This is a genomic window from Streptomyces malaysiense (assembly GCF_000980885.2).
Classification (GTDB): Bacteria; Actinomycetota; Actinomycetes; order Streptomycetales; family Streptomycetaceae; genus Streptomyces; species Streptomyces malaysiense.
This window is the reverse complement of record NZ_LBDA02000039.1, coordinates 122,463-143,446: the sequence shown is the minus strand read 5'-3', so window position 1 is coordinate 143,446 and position 20,984 is coordinate 122,463. Positions and strand designations below refer to the sequence as shown.

Here is a 20,984-nt window from a genome sequence, read left to right as displayed (position 1 = left end):
CCATGGACACCCTGTTGCCCGGCGCCCCCGCGCCCGCGACCGCCGGACTGCTGCGCGACGCCCCCTGGATGGACGAGGCCGGGCGCCGGGGCCCCTTCGAGCTGTACGACCAGGCGGTGCTCGGCGAGGTCCGGCTGCTGCTCGTCGGGGCGGGCGCCACCCGCTGGTTCGTCCCGGTCCTCGACACCGAGCCGGGGCGGCCGGCAGCCGGTACGAGGGCGTTCGACCTCGCGGTGGTCGACGCGCTGCGCGCGGGGCTGCGGCTGCCGACCGCGCGCGGCAACGTGATCGAGTTCCGGGGCGCGCCCGCCGTCTACCGGGGTCCGCTGCCCTTCGACCCGGGCTGGTGCTCCAACGCGCTGTCGCTGATCGACCTGGGCGGCACCGCGCACACCCACAAGAGCTACCGGCGGATCGGCACCGGCAACCGGGAGGCCGAGCTGCTGCGCCTGATGGCGGACGGCGGGCGCACCCAGCGGCCGGTCGGCGACTACACGTACGTGGACACGGCGACCGGGGCGCGCGAGCCGCTGGGGGTGCTGTACCGGTTCGCGGAGGGCGAGGGGCTCAACGTGCCCCTGCGGGCGGGGATCCGGGCGTTGTGGCCCCTGCTGGCGGACGGGGTGGAGCCGGACACTGCCGTCGGCGCCTCCCAGCGGGACCTGGTCGCGCCGCTGCGGGAGACCGGGCGGTTCCTGCGCGACTTCCACCGGGAGCTGGCCGAACGGCTGGGCCCGCACCCGGAGTTCCCGGCCCAGGCGGTGCTCGACGAGAGCGGCGAACGGCTCGCCCGGCTCACCCCGCGGATCCTCGCCGACACCCGCTACCCGGTGGCGGTGCGCGAGGCGGCGGCGACCGGGCTGTCCCGCGAGCTGACCCGCGTGTCCGGGCTGCCGGCGCGGCCCTGGCCCACCGGTCCGTGCCACGGCGACCTGCACCTGTCCCATGTGCTGCGCGCCGAACGGGCGGACGGTGGCTGGGAGTTGTGCGTGATCGACCTGTCCACTCCGCGCGCCGACCCGGCCGACCCGGCCACCGCGCAGTCGCCGTGGCAGGACCTGGCCGCCCTCACCCGGGGGCTGGAGATCTTCACCGCCGACGAGTTCTCCGACCACGCGGCCGGCGCCCTCGGCACGGATCCGGAGGACACCTGCCGCACCGCGCTGCTCCAGGCGGCCGGCGCCCGCCCCGACACGCCCGGCTGGAGCGAGGAGCGGCTGGCCGGTCTCGCCCGGCTGCGGCGGGCGGCGGGGCGGTGGGCCGCGCGGGCCGGGAACCTGCTGGCCGACGCGGGCCCGGACCGGGACAGCCATCCGGCCTGGCGACTGCTGAGGCTGCGCCGGCTGATCCACGAGCTCGACTACGCCTACGCCCACGACCGCGCCTACCACGCGGCGATCAACCTGCGGCACGCCGTGGAGACCAGCCGTCTCCCGGCCGGCGGATGAGGACACCCGTGCACATCATCGAGACCTACTTCGAGTGCGGGGGCTTCGACCACCGCTTCCTCCAGGGCGGCATCTCCGTCTACCTCTGGAACCTCTCCCGGTCCTTCGCCGACGCGGGCCACCGCGTCTCGGTCGTCACCCCGGCCCACGGCCGCCTGGCCGAACTGCGGGCCTCCTACGACCTGGAGACCCTGGACCACGAGGACACCTACGAACTGCCGCTCGTCCTGGACCCGGACACCTGGGGCGAACGCTTCCCGGGCGAGGTGGGCATCCCGCTCACCACCACCGCGCACCGGCTGCGCCTGGCCGGCGTCGACCTGTACTTCCTGTCCAACCGGCTGCTGGACGCGCTCCCCGACCGCTTCTACCCGCCCTACGACAGCAAGGGCCACGACCTGGTCTTCTTCAAGCCGCTCGCCTACCAGGTCGACACGATCCGCTTCGTACGCGCCCGGTTCGGCGACGAGAAGGCACTGGTGCACGCCCATGAGCCGTACTACCACTACCTGATGCCCGCGGCCTTCCGCGCCGATCCCTCGAAGCTGGTCGTCGGGACCGTGCAGAGCAACATGCCGATCACCAAGAAGGTGTACCGGCCCGAGGTCGAACGGCTCCTGGAGTTCCTGGACACGCCGCTCGCCCTTCCCGACGAGCGGCCGCCCCCCGTGTCGGTGCAGAGCGCCTACCAGCAACGCACCCATCTTCACTACGAGTACGGCCCCGGCCACATCGGCGTCTACGACCTGGTCGCCGACCACGCCGACCTGGTGGACTTCCTCTCGCCGGGCCACCTGGAGTTCTACACCGACTTCGCCGGTACCCCCTTCGAGGAGCCGTTCCGCCAGCTGCCCGTGCACGAGACGGTGCGGCGCAACGCGCACAAGAGCTTCGTCGGGGGCTGTGCGATCGGCGACCGCTGGACCGCGCCGGAGCGGCCGGCCGTGGACCGCGCGGCCGTCCTCGGCGCACTCGGACTGGACCCGGCGCTGCCCACGTTCTTCCACAACGCCCGCTACGCCCTCCATCACAAGGGGCAGTTGGAGCTGTTCCGCGCGGTCGACAGGGTCCTCGCCGAGGGCCTGGCGGCCAACTTCGTGCTGCGCTGCCTCAGCGACGACGGGATCGGTCATCCGTTCATCCGCGAGGTGGCCGAGCGCCACGGGGACCGGATCCACCTGGAGTGCGAACGGGTCGCCGAGGAACGGATCATGGCCTACGCGGCCTCCTCGGACTTCTGCCTCTTCCCGTCCAAGTTCGAGATGGACACGTTCCTGATCGCGCAGGGCGAGGCGATGGCCGTCGGCGCCGTCCCGATCGCCACCGCCCAGCTGGGCATGGCCCACTTCGGCCATGCCGCCGATCCGCTGGGCACCCCGGGGGCCACCGGTTTCGCCGTCAACCGCTCCTTCTCCGAGGACGACTCGCTCCTCGCCGACGCGCTGGCCCGCCGCATCGAGGAGGCCGCCGCCCTGCTCCGCGAGCACCCCCGGGAGTACGCACGTCTGCGCTCCAACTCCATGGCGACCGCACGGTGGTTCACCTGGGCGAACACGGCGCGCCGGCATCTGGACGCCTTCACGCCGCTGTGGCAGGGGGAGCAGCCCACCCGGGACCTCGGGCTGCTCCTCAGGCACGGCTGGTTCGACCTGCTGCCCGAGGAGGCGTACGCCTCGCACCCCGACGCGATCGCCGAGGCCGCGGCCCGGCTCGGGGACGCCGACACCTACGCCCGCTGCCGCCCCCTGGACGCCGAGGCGCGCCGCGCCCTGTTCGACGCGGCCTGGGCGCGCGCCGACTTCGCACGGTGTGCCCGCGCCGCCGGCGACGACCCGGGGCTGCGGGCCCGCCTGGGCGCCCGCCACCGGCTCGCGGACGGCCGGCTCACCTACCGGCTGCCGCATGCCGCCCGCGTCGAGGCCGTCCTGTGGGCCGAGCCCGCGGGCGCCGGACGCCGGGGAACGGTGGTGCACCGGGCGGCCACCACCGGGCCGGGCGAGTTCACCCTGGCCCTGCACGAACTGCCTTACACCGGAGGAGAATTGAACCTGCTGCTGACCCTGGCCGACGGGCGCTCCGCCTGGGACGTGGTGCGCCATGGCTGACGGGGTGCGCGCCGCGCTGCTCGCGGGCGGCGAGGGCCGCCGGATGGGGCCGCTGGGGCACGGCCGGCTCAAGCCGCTGGTGCCGTTCGGGGGTGCCGCCCGGCTGATCGACTTCTCGCTCGCCAACGCCGAGGCCTCCGGGCTCGGCGAGGTGCTGCTGCTGTCCCAGTACGCGGAGCGGCAGTTGATGGACGACCTGTACCGCACGTGGTGGCGCCCCGGCTTCCGGGTGCACTTCGGGCCGTACGACCGCGGGTACCGCGAGGGCACCGGCCATCTGCCCGCGCCGCCCGGCGGCACCCCCGAGCGGGGCACCGCCGACGCGCTGATCCGCAAGGCGCCGTACCTGTTCGGGCCCGGCACCTCGGAGGTGCTGGTGCTGCACGCGGACCATGTGTACCGCTTCGACTACGGGCCGCTGATCGCCGCCCACCGGCGTTCCGGCGCCGCGCTCACCGTGGCCTACCAGCGGATCGAGCGGGCCTGGGTCCATCTGTTCGGCATGGTCGACTTCGATGCCGCGGGACGGCTGACGGCGTTCGTGGAGAAGCCCGCCGAGCCGACGAGCGATCTGGTTTTCGCGGCGTTCTGCGTCTTCGACGCGGCCCGGCTCCACCACTATCTGGAGCGGCTGGACGGCACCGACTGGCAGCACGACATCAGCCGGGACGTCATCCCGGCGATGCTGGCGGGCGGCGAGCTGATCCTCGGCCACGAGGTGCCGGGACACTGGGAGGACATCGGCACCGTCGACCGCTACCACCGGGCGCATCTGGCGCTCGTCTCGGAACGGCCCCCGCTGACGGTCGGTCAACTGCCGTGCACGATACGGCCCGGGGTACCGCGCGAGGTCGTCGGCTCCGCGCCCGGGGTGATCCGCAGCCTGGTCCCGGCCGATCTCGTCAACGGGGGTCTGCTGGAGCACAGCGTCGCCTTCCCCGGCGCCCGGATCGGTGCCGGAGCGCGGGTACGGCGCAGTGTGCTGCTGCCGAGTTCCGAGGTGCCGGACGGCGCCGACATCGATTCCGCGATCGTCCTGGAGGACGGCACCGTGCAGTCCGTCGCGGCCGCCTCCCCCCGAGGAGGAGCCGGTGTCTGAACCCGCCTGCACGGTGGTCGATCTGGGCGGCACCACCCTGCGCACCGCCCGCTACGACCTCACCACCGGCGCCCTGTCCGATGTGCGCCGCACGCCCACCGAGGGTCTCGACCGGCATCCCGGCGCGCCCGTCGCGGTCCTCCAGGAACGCGTGCGCGAGCAGCTCGCCGTGCTGTGCGCCGAGGCGGTGCGGCGGCACGGCAGCGGCGCGCTGGCGGTCGCCTTCGCCGGCCCCGTCACCGCCGACGGCCGGGCGCTGGCCGCGCCCACCATCTGGGGCGGGCCCGGCGAGCCACTGCCGGTGCGGCAGTCGCTGGAGGACCGCCTCGGCCTGCCCGTGGTCGTCGTCAACGATCTGACGGCCGCCGCGTGGCGCTATGTCCACGGCCCCGACGAGCCGCCGTTCTGCCTGATCACGGTGAGCTCCGGGATCGGCAGCAAGGTGTACCGGGCGGGCGAGGTGCTGCTCGACGCGGAGGGCCACGGCGGCGAACTCGGCCACTGGCCCTGCGATCCCTCGCCCGGCGCGCCCCGCTGCGACTGCGGCGGGCGGGGCCACCTCGGCGGCATCGCCTCCGGGCGCGGCACCCTCGCCGCCGCGCGCCGCGCCGCCCACGCCGACCCCCTCGGCTACGCCCGCTCGGCCCTCGCCGCCGCCGCGCCCGATCCGGACCGGCTGGACAACCCTGCCCTGGCCGCCGCGATCCGGGGCGGCGACCCGTTCGCGACGGACGTCCTGCGCTCGGTCCTCCCCCATCTCGCCTCCGCGATCATCTCCGTGTTCACCTCCATCGGCATCCGCCGGTACATCCTGATGGGCGGCTTCGCCCTCGCCGTCGGGCCCCGCTACGTCCAGCTCCTCGACGCGGAGCTGGAGCGGCTCGGCTGCTTCGGTCTGGACGCCGACGGCATCCGGCGCATGGTGACGCTCGGCGCCCCGGACGACGACCACGGACTGATCGGCGCCGGCCGGCTGCTGGCGGCGCGGGGCGTGGGACTCGGGGCGGTGACCACGGTATGAGCACGACCACGCTGATCGTCGGCAGCGGCTTCGTCGGACGCGCCGTGGCCGCGCGGCTGGCCGCCGGTGGCGGCACCCCCGTCCTCGCCTCCCGCACCCCACCGCCGCGGGACACCGCGCCCTGGGTGCGGCTCGACGCCACCGACGCGGCCGCCTGCGCCCGCGCCGTCGACGAGGTGCGGCCCGACCGGCTCGTGCTGGTGCACGGCCCCTCGGACGTGACCTGGTGCGAGGCCGACCCCGGGCGGGCCCTCGCGCTGCACAGCGCCGCGGCCCGCCATCTGACGGCGGCCGCGCGGGGCCGCCGTACCGTGCTGATCTCCACGGACAACGTCTTCGACGGCAGCCGCCCCGACAACGACGAGACCACCCCGACAGCCCCCGCGAACGCCTACGGCAGGGCCAAGCTCGCCGCCGAGCGGATCGTCGGCGCGGCCCCCGACGCCACCGTGCTGCGGGTGAGCCTGGTCTACGGCTGGGAGCCCGCGGACTGTGCCAAGTGGCTGAACTTCTTCGCCGCCTGCGCCCACCGGCTGCGCGCGGGCGAGCGGGTGGAGGCGCCCCGCGACCAGTGGACGACGCCGGTGGCCGTCGAGGACGTCGCCGCGGTGACCGCCGCCGTGCTGGAGCCCGGGGCGCCCGGGTTGCTGCACCTCGGCGGCCCGGACCGGGTCTCGCGGGCCGAGTGGGCGGAGGCGATCGCGGACGGTCTGGGCGTGCCCCGGTCGCGGGTGACCAGGGTGCCCCGGGCGGCGGGACGGTACGCGAGCCGGCCCACGCACACCTGTCTGACCAGCACCCTGCTGGACGAGGTGCTCGGCCGGCACGGGCTGCGCGTGCGCGGTGTCGCCGAGGGGGTCCGCGACCTGCTGGAGGCCGCGCCGTGATCCGTACCGTGCGTTCCCGCGAGGTCTACCGCAACGCCTGGATGAGCGTCCGGGAGGACGACGTCCGGCGCCCCGACGGCAGCGAGGGCGTGTACGGCGTCGTGGACAAGCCGGACTACGCCCTGGTGATCCCCCGGGACGACGACGGTGCCCTGCATCTGGTCGAGCAGTACCGCTACCCGGTCGCGGGCCGCTACTGGGAGTTCCCGCAGGGCTCCTGGCCCGCCGGGCACACGGGAGCGCCGCCGCTCGAACTGGCCCGCGCCGAACTGCGCGAGGAGACCGGGCTGCGGGCCGCCCGGATGACGTACCTGGGCCTGGTGCACGTCGCCTACGGCTACGCCAGCCAGGGCTGCAACGTCTTCCTCGCCGAGGAGTTGACACCGGGCCCGCCCGAACGCGAGGCCACCGAGGCCGACATGCGCCAGCGCCGGGCGGCCCCGGCCGACTGGCGCGACCTCGTCCGCGCCGGACGGATCACGGACGCGGCGACCCTGGCCGCGTACACCCTGCTGGCACTGCACCGGGGCGGGGCCGGATGACGCCCCGGTACACGGTCGTCGCCACCGATCTCGACGGCACCCTGCTGCGCGGCGACCTCACCGTCTCGCCGCGTACCAGGGCGGCGCTCGCACGGGCCGTCGCCCGCGGCGCCCGGCACCTGGTGGTGACGGGCCGTCCGGCCGCGGGCTGCCGGGACCTGCTGGCGCCGCTCGGCTACCGGGGGCTCGCCGTCTGCGGGCAGGGGGCGCAGCTGTACGACGTCGGCGCCGACCGCCTGCTGTCCTCGGCGACCCTCGACCGGGGCGTCGTACGGGCGCTGGTGGCACGGCTCGCCGAGGTGGCGGGCCCGCTGGCGCTCGGAGTGGTGACCGCGGGGCTGGCCGGGGAGTTCCTGGTCACGCCGGGTTTCGGCGAGCGGGTGCGGCACGGCTGGCGGCTGGTCGAGGACACGGAGGGGCTGTGGACGCGGCCCGTGGAGAAGGTCCTCATCCGCAGCCGGACGCTGGACGACGACGGCCTCGCCGCGCTGGCGCGCTCCGTGTGCGCCGGGCTGGTCGGGGTCACCCACTCCGGCGAGGGCATGGTCGAGCTGCTGCCCGACGGGGTGGACAAGGCGAGCGGACTCGCCGCGGCCGGACACCGGCTGGGGTTCGGCGCCGCCGACACGGTCGCGTTCGGGGACATGCCCAACGACATCCCGATGCTCGCCTGGGCCGGGCACGGCGTCGCGATGGGCAACGCCCACCCCGAACTCAGGCGCCACGCCGACGAGATCGCGCCCGGCAACGAGGAGGACGGTGTCGCGGTGGTCCTTGAACGCCTGTTCCCTCGAACGCCCGCCCCTTGACCGGCCCGACCACTGATGCAACTTGCTGAAAATTGCAGCAAGTTATTGCCAGAGATGTGGGCGACTGCTTGACTCACCAACCCGAGCGACGCGAGAGAAACGAGCCGACTGCCATGACCACCGAGACCGACGTCCTCGTCCTGGGCGGCGCGGGAGTGGACACCGTCGTCCACGTGCCGAAGCTGCCGATCCCCTACGCCGACAGCTACATGATCCGGCCGGGCATCGTGACCCGCGCCGGGCAGAGCGGAGACTTCGTCGCGCTCGGGGTCAGCGCCCTGGGCCTGCGCGCCCACCACATCGACCTGGTCGGCGCCGACCAGGAGGGCGACCTGGTGCGCGCGCTGCACCGGGACCGGGGCATCCCGCTCACCGACGTGCCCTCCGCCGCCGGCACCAAGCGCGCGGTCAACCTGGTCGGTCCGGACGGGCGCCGGCTGTCCCTCTACGACGACACCCGCAGCCAGGAGTCGGACCGGCTGCCCGAGGACACCCTGCGCGCCCTCGCCGCGACGAGCAGGCACGCGCACGTGGTCATCACCCACCCGTGCTCGTACGCCCTGCCGGTGCTGCGCGAGGCCGGGCTGAGCATCTCGACGGACCTGCACAACTGGGACGGCGTCAACCCGTACCACGAGCCCTTCGCGCTCGCCGCCGACCTGGTCTTCCTCTCCACCACCGCGCTGGCCGACCCGGAGCACACCATGCGGGACATCGCGGCGCGCGGCCGGGCCCGGATCGTCGTGGCCACCGCGGGCGCGGAGGGCGCCTACCTGCTCGCCGACGGGGAGCTGGCCCATGTGCCCGCCGTCGACCCGCCCGAGCCCGTCGTGGACTCCAACGGCGCGGGCGACGCCTTCGCCGCCGCCTTCCTGCTGGGCCGGCTGGACGGCCTGGACCCGCTGCGCTGCGCCCGCTACGGCGTGATCGCGGGCGCCCACGCCTGCACCGTGCCCTCGACGCGGGCCGACGCCATCTCGCGGGAGCAGCTCCTCGCCCGCGTCGCAGCGGCGGACGCCGGCGAACAGGCCGCCGAGGCGATCGGATGAGTCCTTTCACGGGCCACCACGACGTGCTGGTGCTCGGCGGCGGGGTGGCGGGCTGTGTGCTCGCCGCCCGGCTCAGCGAGGACCCCGCCCGCACGGTCTGCCTGGTGGAGGCAGGCCCCGACCACGGTACCGACCCGGACGCCTGGCCGCGCTCGCTGCGTGACGCGCACGCCCTGCCCCGCGACCACATGTGGGAGCGGGGGGTCGCCGTGCACCGGCTGCGCGCCCGGGTCCTCGGCGGCTCCTCCTGCGTCAACGGCTGCTGGCACACCTGGGGTTCGGACGCCGACCACGAGGAGTGGACCCGGGCCGGCGGCCCCCGCTGGTCGGCCGCCGCCATGGCGCCGTACCGGGAGCGGGCCGTGGCGGCCATGCGGCTGCGGCCGGTACCCGGGCGTGAGTTCAGCGTCTGGGCGCGCGCGGCGCTCGCGGGTGCCCGCGAACTCGGGTACCAGGACGTGGACATGGGCGTACCGGGCGCACCCGGCTGCGGCACCCCGCTGCTCAACGCGCTCGACGGGCTGCGCTGGAACGCGGCCTTCGGCTATCTCGGCCCGGCCCGCTCCCGCGCCAACCTCACCGTCCTCGGCGACACGACGGCGGACCGGCTGGTGCTCGACGGCGGCCGGGTCGTGGGCGCCGAGGTCGTCGCGGACGGGCGGCGCGAGACCCTGACCGCCGACACCTACGTCCTCGCCTGCGGCACCTTCGGCTCACCCGGGCTGCTGCTGCGCAGCGGCATCGGACCGGCGGACGAGCTGCGCGGGGCGGGTGTGCGGGCCGAGGTGGACCTGCCCGGCGTCGGCGCCAACCTGTCGGACCAGCCCGGCGTGTTCGTCCCCCGCGCCCCCGCCCCGGACCTCGACGTGGCGCTGGCCGCCCAGGAGGAGGAGGGCGAGCTGTACGTCAGCCGGATGCTGATCCGGGCGGCCAGCACGTGCTGCCCGGCGGACGGCTGGGACCTGCACATCCTGCCCTCCGCCGGGGACCCGCTCTTCGGCAGCCTGCCGCCGGGCCGGTACGAGGCCGGGATCGCGGCCTTCCTGATGAAGCCCGCCTCCCGCGGCCGGGTCCGGCTGCGCTCGGCCGACCCCGCCGAACCCCTCGACATCGATCCCGGGTTCCTCGGCGACCCGGACGGCCATGACGTGGCGGTGCTGCGGGAGGGACTGGAGATCGCGGAACGGCTCGCGGCCACCTCGGCGCTCGCCCCGCTGGCCGGCGCCGCGAGCGCCGTCCCCCCGTCCGAGCTGACCGACGCCGGGCTGCGCGCCCGGCTCGGCACCTACTGGCACCCCGTCGGCACCTGTGCCATGGGCCCCGCGGCCGACCCGCTGGCGGTCACCGACGGCGAGGGCCGGGTGCACGGCGTGGCCAACCTGCGCGTCGCCGACGCCTCCGTGCTCCCCTCCGTGCCCGCGGCCAACACCCAGCTCCCGGTGCTCGCCGCGGCCGAACTCCTCGCCGACGCCCTGAAGGAGGCGGCCAGTTGACGACCGTACCCACCGATCCCGCCGGACGCGCTCCCGAGGCACGGCTGATCTACGGCTGCATGGGGCTCGGCGGCGGCTGGGACCGTACGCCGTACACCGCCGGGGACGTCGACCGGGCGCAGGCCGCCGTGGAGACCGCGCTGGAGTGCGGGATCACCGTGTTCGACCTCGCGGACATCTACCGGTTCGGTACGTCGGAGGCCGTGTTCGGCGAGGTCCTGGCCCGGACACCGGGGCTGCGGGAGCGGATCACCGTGCAGACCAAGTGCGGGATCCGGCTCGCCGAGGGGAAGCGGCCGGGCCACTACGACCTGCGCGGGGAATCGATACTCCGGCGGGTCGAGGAGAGCCTCGCCCGGCTGCGCACCGAGGTGATCGACACCCTGCTGCTGCACCGCCCCGACCCGCTGACCGGCCCCGAGGAGATCGCCGCCGCCCTGCGCGAGCTGCACCGGCAAGGGCTGGTGCGCCGCTTCGGCGTCTCCAACATGGGCGCCGCACAGATCGCACACCTCCAGTCCCGCCTGGAACTGCCGCTGGTGGCGAACCAGTTGGAGATGAGCCTCGCCCGGCGCGACTGGGTCGAGGCGGGCGTGCTGCTCAACACCTCGGCGGCCACCTCCAACGGCTTCCCCGAGGGCACCCTCGAAGCGTGCGCCGACCGGGGCGTCCAGCTCCAGGCGTGGGGCGCCCTGGCCGCCGGCCGGTACACCGGAGACGCCGACTCCCCCACCGCCGGGCTGCTGCGCCGGCTGGCCCGGAGCAAGGACACCACCCCCGAGACGGTCCTGCTGTGGTGGCTGGCCCGCCATCCCGCCGGCATCGTCCCGGTCATCGGCACCAGCCGCCCCGACCGGATCCGCGCCTGCCGGGACGCGGCACTGCGCGCACCGGACCTCACGCACGAGGAGTGGTACGAGCTGTGGATCACGGCGCGGGGCACCCCGCTGCCCTGACGAACCGGCACCCAGGGGCCCGGCTCCACCGCCCCCGGGACTCCCCCGACAGGGACCTCTCGCCCGCTCTCCCCCGCCGTACCGACCGACGGAGAACCGACCGTGACCGCGAGCACCACCACCGACCGGGGCCGGCTGACCTCGGCCCGCTTCTACATCACCTTCCGCTGCAACTCGCTCTGCGGCTACTGCAACGTCTGGCAGGACGACAAGTTCAAGGGCTATGAGGAACTCACCCTGGAGCGGGGCCGCCGGATCCTGGACGAGCTGTACGAACTCGGGGTGCGCTACGTCGACTTCACCGGCGGCGAGCCGGTTCTGCATCCGCACATCGACGGCGTCGTGCAGTACGCCAAGTCGCTCGGCATGGCCGTGGAGATAACCAGCAACGGCATCCGCTTCGCGCAGCACATCGAGGCGATCGTGCCGCACGTCGACACCATGAACGTCTCCCTGGACACCCTGCGGCCCGACCGGTACCGGCGGATCCGGGGGGTGCCCACGCTGGACCGGGCCCTCGACGTCATCCGGAAGGTCATCGCCACCGGCAGCGGCAACCTCAAGCTGATCTGCGTGGTGACCCGGGAGAACGTGGACGAGATACCCGACCTGCTGCGCTTCGCCCACGAGAACCGGACCACCGTGTACTTCTCCGGGATGTTCGAGTACTTCGACGAGCAGGACACCGTGCGCGACACCAACCGCACGGCCCGCAAACTGAAGCTGATCGAACAGAACGGCCGGCCGCTCGCCGACGCCACGGCGGGCCGCGCCGGGCGGATGGACGAGTCGGAGCCGACCGGCGGCCCGATCGCCGAAGAGCTGATACGGCTGCTGCACCAGCCGTTCGCGCTGGTCAACCTGCACTTCCGCAAGTACATGGAGACCCTGGACCCGACCGCGCCCACCGACTGCTACGCCAACAAGCGAATCCTGACCGTCGGCCCCGACGGGCGCCTCGTCCTGCCCTGCTACCACGCCTTCGACAACTCGGTCGCCTGGGACCGCGCGCTGCGCGAACTGGTCGAGGACCCCGAGTTCCTGCGGGTGCGGGACGAGGAGGTCGGCCACCGCTCGGAGTGCCGCGGCTGCACCGTCTTCCCCTACATCGGGCTGTCGTTCAGCCACCGCTTCGACAAGGTCTTCCTCTACCAGGCGCTGTCGGAGGAGATCGCCAAGCTCAAACGGCGCTTCACCGACCCGCTCTTCCCGCGCCTGCCGCTCGACCTCGGCCGACTCCACTCCCGCTACTCGGAGTTGGAGCACCTGATCGACCAGGTGCTGCCCGCGCCCCGGCCCCCGGCGTCCGCCGACCACTTCTACCGCTTCGAGGTCGCCGGCACCTCGGTGCGCTCCGAGTTCGCCGCCGGGGAGCTGAGCGTCGCCGAGCTGATCGGGGACTACGCGCACGGGGAGTGCTGGGGCATCCAGCGTTCCCCGCACACCTGGGTCCGCCTCGTCTACCGCGAGCTGGTGCCGGCCCTGCGCGAACTGCTCCCGCGGCAGGCCTACGAGTCGGTGGTGGCCGAGCTGTACGAGGTCCAGCTCGCCTGGTGGTACGCCTACCTGACGCGCTACTACCGGGGCACCGGGCACCTCGACGGCACGGCGGCCGAGGAGACCGTCGCCGGGTTCCTCGCCCGTACCGGCGCCCTGCTGCCCGACGTACCCGCCGCGACCCGGGTCCGCGAGGTGCTGCTGCACGCGGGCTGCGTCCTGGGCCTGCCCCCCGGGACCCTGGCCCCGCTGGCCGTACGCACCCCCTTCCCGGAGGCCGCCCTCATCGCCAAGCATCTGTTGCTGATCGCTCCGGACACCGAACTCCCGCGCTACGCCGACCTGTTGCCGGACGAGGCCGCCGGGCACCTGCGCCGCGCACCGCTCGTCCCGGCCGTCGAGGACCCGGCCCCGCTGGACCCAAAGACGGCTCGCCTCCTGGGCCAGGCCCCCCTCCCGGCCACCATCGACGAGGCCACGGCAAAGAAGCTGATCGCCGCGGTGACCGCCCTCGCCCCCGAGGACCGGGAAGGTCTCGCCGCCCGCCTGCTCGACCATGAACTGCGCACCCCGGGCGCCGTGCGCCGCCGGGGCGCGGAACTGAGGTCGCGCGGGACGGCCAGCGGCTCGGGCGGGCAGCGGTGAGCAGGTGAGCCGGCGGGGGCCGAGGGCCGGGTCAGGCGCCGGGGAACAGCGGCCAGCCCGCCATGAGGCCCCCGTCCAGGGTGAGGGTCTGGCCGGTGATGTACGCCGCCCGGCCGGACCCGAGGAAGAGCACGGCGTCGGCCACCTCCTCCGGGGTGCCCGGCCGGTGCATGGGCAGCACGGAGTTCACCGCCTCGCGCGTCCCTTCGTCCCCGGTGACCCGCTCGTACATCCCGGTCCGGGTGAAACCGGGAGCGATGGCGTTCACCCGGACGCCGTGGGCCGCGCCTTCGAGGGCGGCCGCCTTGGTGATGCCGATGACGGCGTGCTTGCTGCCGGCGTAGACGGCGATCTCCGGGTACCCCATCCGCCCGTACACGCTGCTGACGTTGACGATGCTGCCGCCGCCGCGCTCCCGCATGACGCGGAACTCGTGCTTGAGGCACAGCAGGGTTCCCTTGACGTTGGTGTCGAAGGCGGCCGCGTAGTCGTCGGCCGTGACGGCGGTGATCGGGGCGGACCGCCCCTCGGTGCCGGCGTTGTTGAGGGCGACGTCGATCCGGCCGAAGCGGTCGACGGCCTGGTCGACGAGGTCGCGGACGTCGTCCTCCACGCGCACGTCGGCCCGCACGAACAGGGCCCGGCCGCCCAGCGCTTCGAGTTCCCCGGTGAGTTCCTTGCCGGGGTCCGGGCGCCGGCCCGAGACCACGACGTCGGCGCCCTGCCGGGCGTAGGCCACGGCGGTGGCACGCCCGATTCCGCTGAGCGCGCCGGTGATGACGACCACGGGAGCCGACATGGCGTGAGTCCTCTCTGGGCTTGTGGGTGCCGGTGGCGGGCGGTGAGCCCCGGCGAAGCGTAGAGGCACGCGAGGGACAAATCACGCATATCCCGCCGTCGGCTGACCCGGACGGCGCACAGACGCGCCACCGGGATCCCGCATCCTGCCCACGCGGCGCTTTCGCCGGACGCGTGGTCTTCCGGTTCCCAGCCACCGTGACAGGCAGGCGCAGACCCCCGCCGAGGCCGCCTCGGCCGCTCGACGCCGTCCTCGCCGAGCAGGTCGGGCAGGACCGGACGCCCACCCCGTGGACCGGCGCCGGACGGGCCCGCGGAAAACCCGTTGGACGCACTGCCCGGCTCGGGCATGATCTGCTCCGTGGACAGCTACCTGGAGACCGAGCGCCTGACCCTGCGCCGATTCACCGCCGACGACGCCGATCTGCTGATCGAGCTGGACAGCGACCCGGCGGTGATGCGCTACCTGTCCGGGGGTGAGGCGACCGAGCCGGAGATCGTCCGCGAACGCCATCTGCCGTCCATCATCGCCGGTTACGAGAAGTGGGACGGCGATCTGGGGCTGTTCGCAGCGTACGAGAGGGAGGGCGGGGCGTTCGTCGGCTGGTTCTGCCTGCGGCCCGAGCCGGACGGACCGCGGGACCGGACCGAGCTGGGCTACCGGCTGCGGCAGCCGTCCTGGGGCCGGGGCTACGCCACCGAGGGCTCGCGGGCGCTGCTGCGCAAGGGGTTCACCGGGCTCGGAGTGCGCATGGTCTGGGCGGAGACGATGAGCGTGAACCGCGGGTCGCGCAATGTCATGGAGAAGCTCGGCATGACGCTCACGGACACCATCCCCACTCCCCCCGACATGGAGATGGTGGAGGGTGCCGAGCACGGGGGCGTGCGGTACGAGATCACCAAGGAGCAGTGGGCGCGATGCTGACCCTTCACGCGGCGCACCCGCCGAGGCCGTAGGCGGATTCGACAACCGCTGGAACTCGCGTGTGGACCACGGGATGTCCGTCGCCGCCGGCGGTGACCGCGAGTCCGCGATCGCGGCCATCGGGCCCGCCTTCCGGTCTTCCTTGTCCCGCACGCGGACGCGCAGTCGGTCGTGGAAACTCGGCGAACAGACCCGTCACCTGCCAGCGGCGGGCGAAAGCGTGCACGCAGATACGGCGGGAAATCCGGGGGCAGATCGGCCCTCTTCGCGCCGTTGTCGACCCCGTGGCGGACCGCATCCAGCATCACGCGGCGGCAGTGGCTCTCCGATCGGCCACCCGGTCCTTCAAGCCACGCGGGCACCGGCGGCTCTCCCGCCGGTCCGCCGCGTTGCCGAACCCTGTGGGCGAGGCAGTCACACGACAGCAGGCTGGAATCCGATCCGCCGGACGCCCACGACCAGCGGGAATTCCATCGCCCTCACCGCCTTCCTGCGCGGCCACCGCGAGCACCCCCCTATGACTACCGGTGCGCCGCCCAGGTGCCGCCGCGACATGCGGACCGGCCCTCGGAGCGGCTCGTCGGCCCGGGTTGCGCCGTGCCGGATTGCGGCGATGGTGGAGTCATACGGCCGGGAAGGAGAGGGTGAGGGGGCCGCTGCGCGCGTCTCGGACATGGAGGAGGCGATCTGAAGCGCCGGAGACCCCGCACATCGTGGGTGATGTGACGACCGTGACGGTGGTGACCGTGGGACGCGACGCGCCGTTCGAGGAGATCGTCGAGACCATGAAGCAGTGGAAGGTCAGCGCCCTGCCGGTCCTGGAGGGCGAGGGGCGCGTCGTCGGCGTGGTCTCCGAAGCCGATCTGCTGGCCAAGGAGGAGTTCCGCGACAGCGTGCCGAGCCTCTACGAGCAGCGCCGGCGCATGTCCGACCTCGCCAAGGCGGGAGCGGTGACCGCCGGGGAACTCATGAGCACCCCCCTCACGGTGCGCCCCGGCGCCAAAGGCATCATCAGCCGTGGCGACCTGCTGAAGGTGTTCCTCCGGTCCGACGAGAGCATCGAGGAGGAGGTCCGCCGCACGGTGGTGTCCCACCTCTTCCCCGCCCTCAGCCACACCATCCACGTGAACGTGCACGAGGGCGTCGTCACCCTCCGCGGCAGGATCCAGGACACCGCGCTCATCTCGGTGGCCGTGCGCCTCGTCCTCGCCGTAGAGGGGGGTTGTGGACGCCGAACCCCATCTGACCGGTGCGTCCGAGGATCCGGCCGGGCCGGCAAGCCCACGGTGACAGGTCCGCCGACGGCGGACACCGATGGCGCGGGAGGGATGTCCGTCCCCACGGTCGCTCGCCGCAGGTTCGGACTCGGGCGCGGTCCGAAAGGCGCTCGCATCTTCGATGACCTCCTAGTTCGCGGGACGACCGCCGGGCCGTCGGGTGTCGACACCGCGATGCGCCCCACACCGTGGGGGGAAAGCCGGGAGCGGCATTCGTCGGGACCGAGATACCGCGGCTGGGGCGCAAAAGCACGCCCCCCTGCCCGGGCGGCAGATCGATACCGGCGCCGCGCCTCCGCGCTGGTGCCCAGCGCCGCCAGGCCCGGACCGGCCGTTCTTCGAGGTACGCCAGATAGCGCGTCCGGCCCGGGAAACACGAGAGTCACCTCCTGCGTGTCCGACCAGCGCGCTCCGTAGGGAGCCGAAGGGCCCGGTCATTCACCGGACCCGCGGCACGGCCACCCAGCAGACGGGTCGTAGCCGACGCCCCGTCGCGATGCGGTCCGGGAGGGGCTCGGCGATTCTGAAGACGTGGGCCAGGTGTCGGGAGGAGCGCCATATGCCGAGGGAGATGATCCGCAAGGACGCTGCACCCCGTGTGACGCCGCGCCTCACCGACTACGACCAGGCTCGCTCCGGTTTCACCTGGTCGCGGGCACGTGGCGCGCTGGCTGGTCTGCCCGCCGGCGGTCTGAACATGGCGTACGAGGCGGTCGACAGACATGCGGGTCCGGAGCGCGCGGACAAGCCCGCCCTGAAGTGCGTCTCCCGCGACGACACCGTCTCGACCGTCACCTACGGCGAACTGGCTCGTCGTACGTCCCGCTTCGCGAACGTCCTGCGGTCGCTCGGCGTCGGCCATGGCGACCGCGTGTTCACCCTGCTCGGTCGCTGCCCCGAGCTCTACACCGCGGTGCTGGGCACGCTGAAGAACACCAGCGTGCTGTGCCCGCTCTTCTCCGCCTTCGGTCCCGACCCGGTGGAGCAGCGACTGCGCCTGGGCGACGCCAAGGTCCTGGTCACCACCGCGGCCCTCTATCACCGCAAGGTGGCCGAGCGCCGGACATCGCTGCCCGGGCTGGAACACGTCGTGATCGTCGGGCCCGGCGCCGGGGACCTGCCCGGCACGGTCTCCTTCGACGAGCTGATGTCCGCTGCCCCGGACACCTTCACGATCCCGCCGACCTCGCCCGAGGACATGGCCCTGGTGCACTTCACCAGTGGCACCACCGGCACTCCCAAGGGCGCGATCCATGTCCACGAAGCGGTGGTCGCCCATTACGCAACGGCCGCGTACGCGCTGGATCTGCACCCCGAGGACGTGTACTGGTGCACCGCCGACCCCGGCTGGGTGACCGGCATGTCGTACGGCATCATCGCCCCCCTCGTCCACGGCGTGACGGTGGTCGTCGACGAGGGCGACTACGAAGCCCGGCGTTGGTACCGCGTGCTCGGCGAGCAGAAGGTCACCGTCTGGTACACCGCGCCCACCGCCCTGCGGATGCTCATGCGCGTGACCCCACGCGAGGGCCCGTACGACCTGCCGCGCTCCTACGACCTGTCGGCCCTGCGCTTCATCGCCTCCGTCGGCGAACCTCTCAACCCCGAGGCCGTGGTCTGGGGCCAGGATGTGCTGGGACTGCCGGTGCACGACAACTGGTGGCAGACCGAGACCGGCTGCATCATGATCGCGAACTTCGCTGCCTGCGACATCCGGCCCGGCTCGATGGGACGCCCCCTGCCCGGCGTTGAAGCCGCGGTACTGCAACAGGGCGAGGACGGACGGGCCCTGGTGATCGACGGCAAGGTGCGGGAGGTGGAAAGCCCTGACGCCGACGGCGAGTTGGCGCTGCGTCCGGGCTGGCCGTCGATGTTCCGCGGCTATCTGCACGACAAGGAGCGGTACGAGGCCGCGTTCGCCGACGGCTGGTACCTGACCGGCGACCTGGTCCGGCGGGATGCGGACGGCTGGTACTGGTTCGTGGGGCGTGCCGACGACGTCATCAAGTCGGCGGGGCACCTCATCGGCCCGTTCGAGGTGGAGAGCGCGCTGATGGAGCACGCGGCCGTCGCGGAGGCCGGAGTGATCGGCCGGCCCGACCCCGTCGCCGGGAACGTGGTGAAGGCGTTCGTCTCGCTGCGCCCCGGCATCGAGCCGTCTGCCGGTCTGGAACGGGAGTTGCTGGCCTTCGCCCGCAGGCGGCTGGGCCCCGCCGTCGCGCCCAGGGAGATCGCGTTCGACGAGAACCTACCCAAGACCCGCAGCGGCAAGGTCATGCGCCGACTGCTGCGTGCACGTGAACTCGGCCTACCTGTCGGGGACCTGTCCACCTTGGAGGGATCCGCATGAGTCTGGCGCGCCCCGCACGCACCCGGAAGGCCACGGCTGCCCCGAAGCCTGCGAAGAAGACCGCGAGAAACAGACAGGGCCCGAGGACCGCGCCTCCTGCCGACCGGTCGGCTGCCCAGCACCGAGCGAACCTGCTGGAGTCGCTGCTGCGCATCCGACGCTTCGAGGAACGCTGCGTCGAGCTGTACAGCGCCGCGAAGATCCGCGGCTTCGTCCACCTCTACATCGGCGAAGAGGCCGTCGCCGTCGGGATCAACCAGGCACTGACATCCGAGGACGCGGTCGTCTCCACCTACCGCGAGCACGGCCACGCGCTGGCCCGCGGCATCGCAGCCGAGGCCGTCATGGCCGAGATGTACGGCAAGGCCACCGGTTGCAGCGGAGGGCGGGGCGGGTCCATGCACCTGTTCGACGCGAGCCGCCGCTTCTACGGCGGCAGCGCGATCGTCGCCGGCGGGCTCCCGCTGGCCGCGGGTCTCGCCCTCGCTGACCGCATGCGCGGACAGAACCGTGTCACCTGCTGTTTCTTCGGCGACGGTGCCTTCGCCGAGGGTGAGTTTCACGAGACGGCAAACCTTGCCGCCCTGTGGAATCTGCCACTGCTGCTCGCCTGCGAGAACAACCTCTACGCCATGGGCACGGCCCTCACCCGGGAGCACGCGCAGACCGATCTGGCGATGCGCGCCGCCTCCTACGGCATGCCCGCCTGGGCCGTGGACGGCATGGACGTGGAGGCCGTCGAGCAGGCTTCACGACGGGCCGTCGAGGGGATCCGGACCGGCACCGGGCCGCACTTCCTGGAACTTCGCACGTACCGCTTCCGCGCCCACTCGATGTACGACCCGGACCGCTACCGCGGCAAAGCGGAGATCGAACAGTGGAAGGACCGAGACCCGGTCAACCGGCTCATGGAACGCATGCGGGAGAACGGCGAGCCCGTCGACGAGGAGCTCGCACGGATCGAGCAGAAGATCACCGAGGAGATCGACCACGCCGTCGAAGCGGCCGAAAAGGCGCCCGAGGAGCCGGTCGAGAACCTTCTCCGCCATGTCACCAGTGCTTCGACGGGGCCGGTGAGCTGACCATGGGAGCCGACGGGACGGAAAAATCGAAGACAACCTACCGAGAGGCGATGCGCGAGGCGATCCGTGAGGCCCTGCGCTCCGACGACCGCGTCTTTCTCATGGGCGAGGACGTGGGCCGCTACGGCGGATGCTTCGGCGTGAGCCTCGGCCTGCTGGAGGAGTTCGGCCCCGAACGCATCCGCGACACCCCCCTGTCGGAGTCCACGTTCGTGGGCGCCGGCATCGGCGCGGCCCTGGCCGGGATGCGGCCCATCGTTGAGATCATGACCGTCAACTTCAGTCTGCTGGCACTGGACCAGATCCTCAACAACGCCGCAACCCTGCTGCACATGTCCGGAGGACAACTGCCCGTACCGATCGTCATCCGGATGACCACGGGTGCCGGACGGCAGCTCGCCGCCCAGCACTCGCACAGCCTTGAGGGTTGGTACGCCCACATCCCCGGCATCCGTGTCCTCGCCCCCGCCACCATCGAGGACGCCCGCCACATGTTGGCTCCTGCGCTCGCCGACCCCGATCCGGTGCTGATCTTCGAGCACGGAAGCCTGTACAACCTCTCTGGCGAGCTCCGCCCGCCCACGCGCCCCGTGGACCTGGACCACGCCGCGATCCGCAGACCCGGCACGGACATCTCCCTCATCACATATGGGGGTTCGCTGCCCAAAGCCCTCGCCGCGGCGGACGAACTGGCCGCCGAGGGCGTCGAAGCCGAGGTGATCGACCTGCGCGCGCTCCGGCCTCTGGACGACGCGGCCATCGCCGCCTCCGTGACTCGTACCCACCGTGCGGTGGTCATCGATGAGGCCTGGCGTACCGGAAGTCTCGCCGCGGAGGTGTGCGCCCGCATTGCCGAGCGGTCGTTCTACGAACTGGACGCACCCGTCGAGCGGGTGTGCAGCGCCGAGGTGCCCATTCCCTACGCCCGGCGGCTGGAGGAAGCCGCTCTGCCGCAGACCGCCGACATCGTCGCGGCCGCACACCGGGCGGTGGACTGAGCC

16 protein-coding genes and 1 pseudogene are annotated in these 20,984 nt (G+C 73.1%); 16 read left to right on the top strand and 1 reads right to left on the bottom strand.

What is annotated here, in order from left to right; genetic code table 11:
• The first annotated feature begins 2 nt into the window (after positions 1–2).
• The 11 genes from VT52_RS37030 (at position 3) to VT52_RS18015 (ending at position 13,551) form a co-directional block, all read left to right on the top strand.
• Positions 3–1,448, top strand: a complete 1,446-nt coding sequence (locus VT52_RS37030) for a hypothetical protein (RefSeq protein ID WP_046422464.1) — start codon at positions 3–5, stop codon at positions 1,446–1,448.
• An 8-nt stretch (positions 1,449–1,456) separates the two neighbouring features.
• Positions 1,457–3,553 (top strand): glycogen/starch synthase, encoded by a 2,097-nt coding sequence (locus VT52_RS18060; RefSeq protein ID WP_046422466.1) that lies wholly within the window; start codon positions 1,457–1,459, stop codon positions 3,551–3,553.
• Positions 3,546–4,652 (top strand): sugar phosphate nucleotidyltransferase, encoded by a 1,107-nt coding sequence (locus VT52_RS18055; RefSeq protein ID WP_046422468.1) that lies wholly within the window; start codon positions 3,546–3,548, stop codon positions 4,650–4,652. The genes VT52_RS18060 and VT52_RS18055 overlap by 8 nt, the downstream gene beginning before the upstream one ends.
• Positions 4,645–5,673, top strand: coding sequence for an ROK family protein (locus VT52_RS18050; RefSeq protein ID WP_046422470.1), 1,029 nt, complete (start codon positions 4,645–4,647; stop codon positions 5,671–5,673). Before VT52_RS18055 ends, VT52_RS18050 begins: the two co-directional genes overlap by 8 nt.
• The gene (locus tag VT52_RS18045; RefSeq protein ID WP_046422472.1) at positions 5,670–6,560 is read left to right on the top strand and encodes an SDR family oxidoreductase; all 891 of its coding nucleotides are present in this window, start codon (positions 5,670–5,672) and stop codon (positions 6,558–6,560) included. Before VT52_RS18050 ends, VT52_RS18045 begins: the two co-directional genes overlap by 4 nt.
• Entirely contained in the window at positions 6,557–7,102 is a 546-nt protein-coding gene (locus VT52_RS18040) for an NUDIX domain-containing protein (protein ID WP_046422474.1), read from the top strand. Before VT52_RS18045 ends, VT52_RS18040 begins: the two co-directional genes overlap by 4 nt.
• Positions 7,099–7,911: an HAD family hydrolase gene (locus VT52_RS18035; RefSeq protein ID WP_046422475.1), complete on the top strand. Its 813-nt coding sequence runs from the start codon at positions 7,099–7,101 to the stop codon at positions 7,909–7,911. Before VT52_RS18040 ends, VT52_RS18035 begins: the two co-directional genes overlap by 4 nt.
• Before the next feature lie 113 nt (positions 7,912–8,024).
• Complete coding sequence (locus VT52_RS18030; RefSeq protein WP_046422477.1) at positions 8,025–8,960, top strand: adenosine kinase; 936 nt, start codon at positions 8,025–8,027, stop codon at positions 8,958–8,960.
• Positions 8,957–10,453, top strand: coding sequence for a GMC family oxidoreductase (locus VT52_RS18025; protein WP_079175106.1), 1,497 nt, complete (start codon positions 8,957–8,959; stop codon positions 10,451–10,453). The genes VT52_RS18030 and VT52_RS18025 overlap by 4 nt, the downstream gene beginning before the upstream one ends.
• Positions 10,450–11,409: an aldo/keto reductase gene (locus tag VT52_RS18020; RefSeq protein WP_240509796.1), complete on the top strand. Its 960-nt coding sequence runs from the start codon at positions 10,450–10,452 to the stop codon at positions 11,407–11,409. The genes VT52_RS18025 and VT52_RS18020 overlap by 4 nt, the downstream gene beginning before the upstream one ends.
• A 102-nt stretch (positions 11,410–11,511) precedes the next feature.
• Positions 11,512–13,551: a radical SAM protein gene (locus tag VT52_RS18015; RefSeq protein WP_046422479.1), complete on the top strand. Its 2,040-nt coding sequence runs from the start codon at positions 11,512–11,514 to the stop codon at positions 13,549–13,551.
• A 31-nt stretch (positions 13,552–13,582) separates the two neighbouring features.
• Here VT52_RS18015 and VT52_RS18010 read toward each other — a convergent pair whose 3' ends face one another.
• A complete protein-coding gene (locus VT52_RS18010; protein ID WP_046422481.1) occupies positions 13,583–14,350 on the bottom strand; it encodes an SDR family NAD(P)-dependent oxidoreductase in 768 nt (255 codons plus the stop codon).
• 360 nt (positions 14,351–14,710) lie between these two features.
• Here VT52_RS18010 and VT52_RS18005 point away from each other — a divergent pair, with 360 nt between their 5' ends.
• The 5 genes and pseudogenes from VT52_RS18005 (at position 14,711) to VT52_RS17985 (ending at position 20,981) form a co-directional block, all read left to right on the top strand.
• On the top strand, positions 14,711–15,274 hold the full coding sequence (locus VT52_RS18005) for a GNAT family N-acetyltransferase (RefSeq protein WP_107481367.1): 564 nt from the start codon (positions 14,711–14,713) through the stop codon (positions 15,272–15,274).
• Positions 15,275–15,930: 656 nt separating this feature from the next.
• Positions 15,931–16,564: pseudogene (locus VT52_RS38860) on the top strand (CBS domain-containing protein).
• 546 nt (positions 16,565–17,110) lie between these two features.
• On the top strand, positions 17,111–18,901 hold the full coding sequence (gene acsA, locus VT52_RS17995; protein WP_046422484.1) for an acetate--CoA ligase: 1,791 nt from the start codon (positions 17,111–17,113) through the stop codon (positions 18,899–18,901).
• On the top strand, positions 18,898–19,983 hold the full coding sequence (gene pdhA / locus VT52_RS17990; protein WP_206306550.1) for a pyruvate dehydrogenase (acetyl-transferring) E1 component subunit alpha: 1,086 nt from the start codon (positions 18,898–18,900) through the stop codon (positions 19,981–19,983). Before acsA ends, pdhA begins: the two co-directional genes overlap by 4 nt.
• A 50-nt stretch (positions 19,984–20,033) precedes the next feature.
• Complete coding sequence (locus VT52_RS17985) at positions 20,034–20,981, top strand: alpha-ketoacid dehydrogenase subunit beta (protein ID WP_240509795.1); 948 nt, start codon at positions 20,034–20,036, stop codon at positions 20,979–20,981.
• Positions 20,982–20,984: the final 3 nt, after the last annotated feature.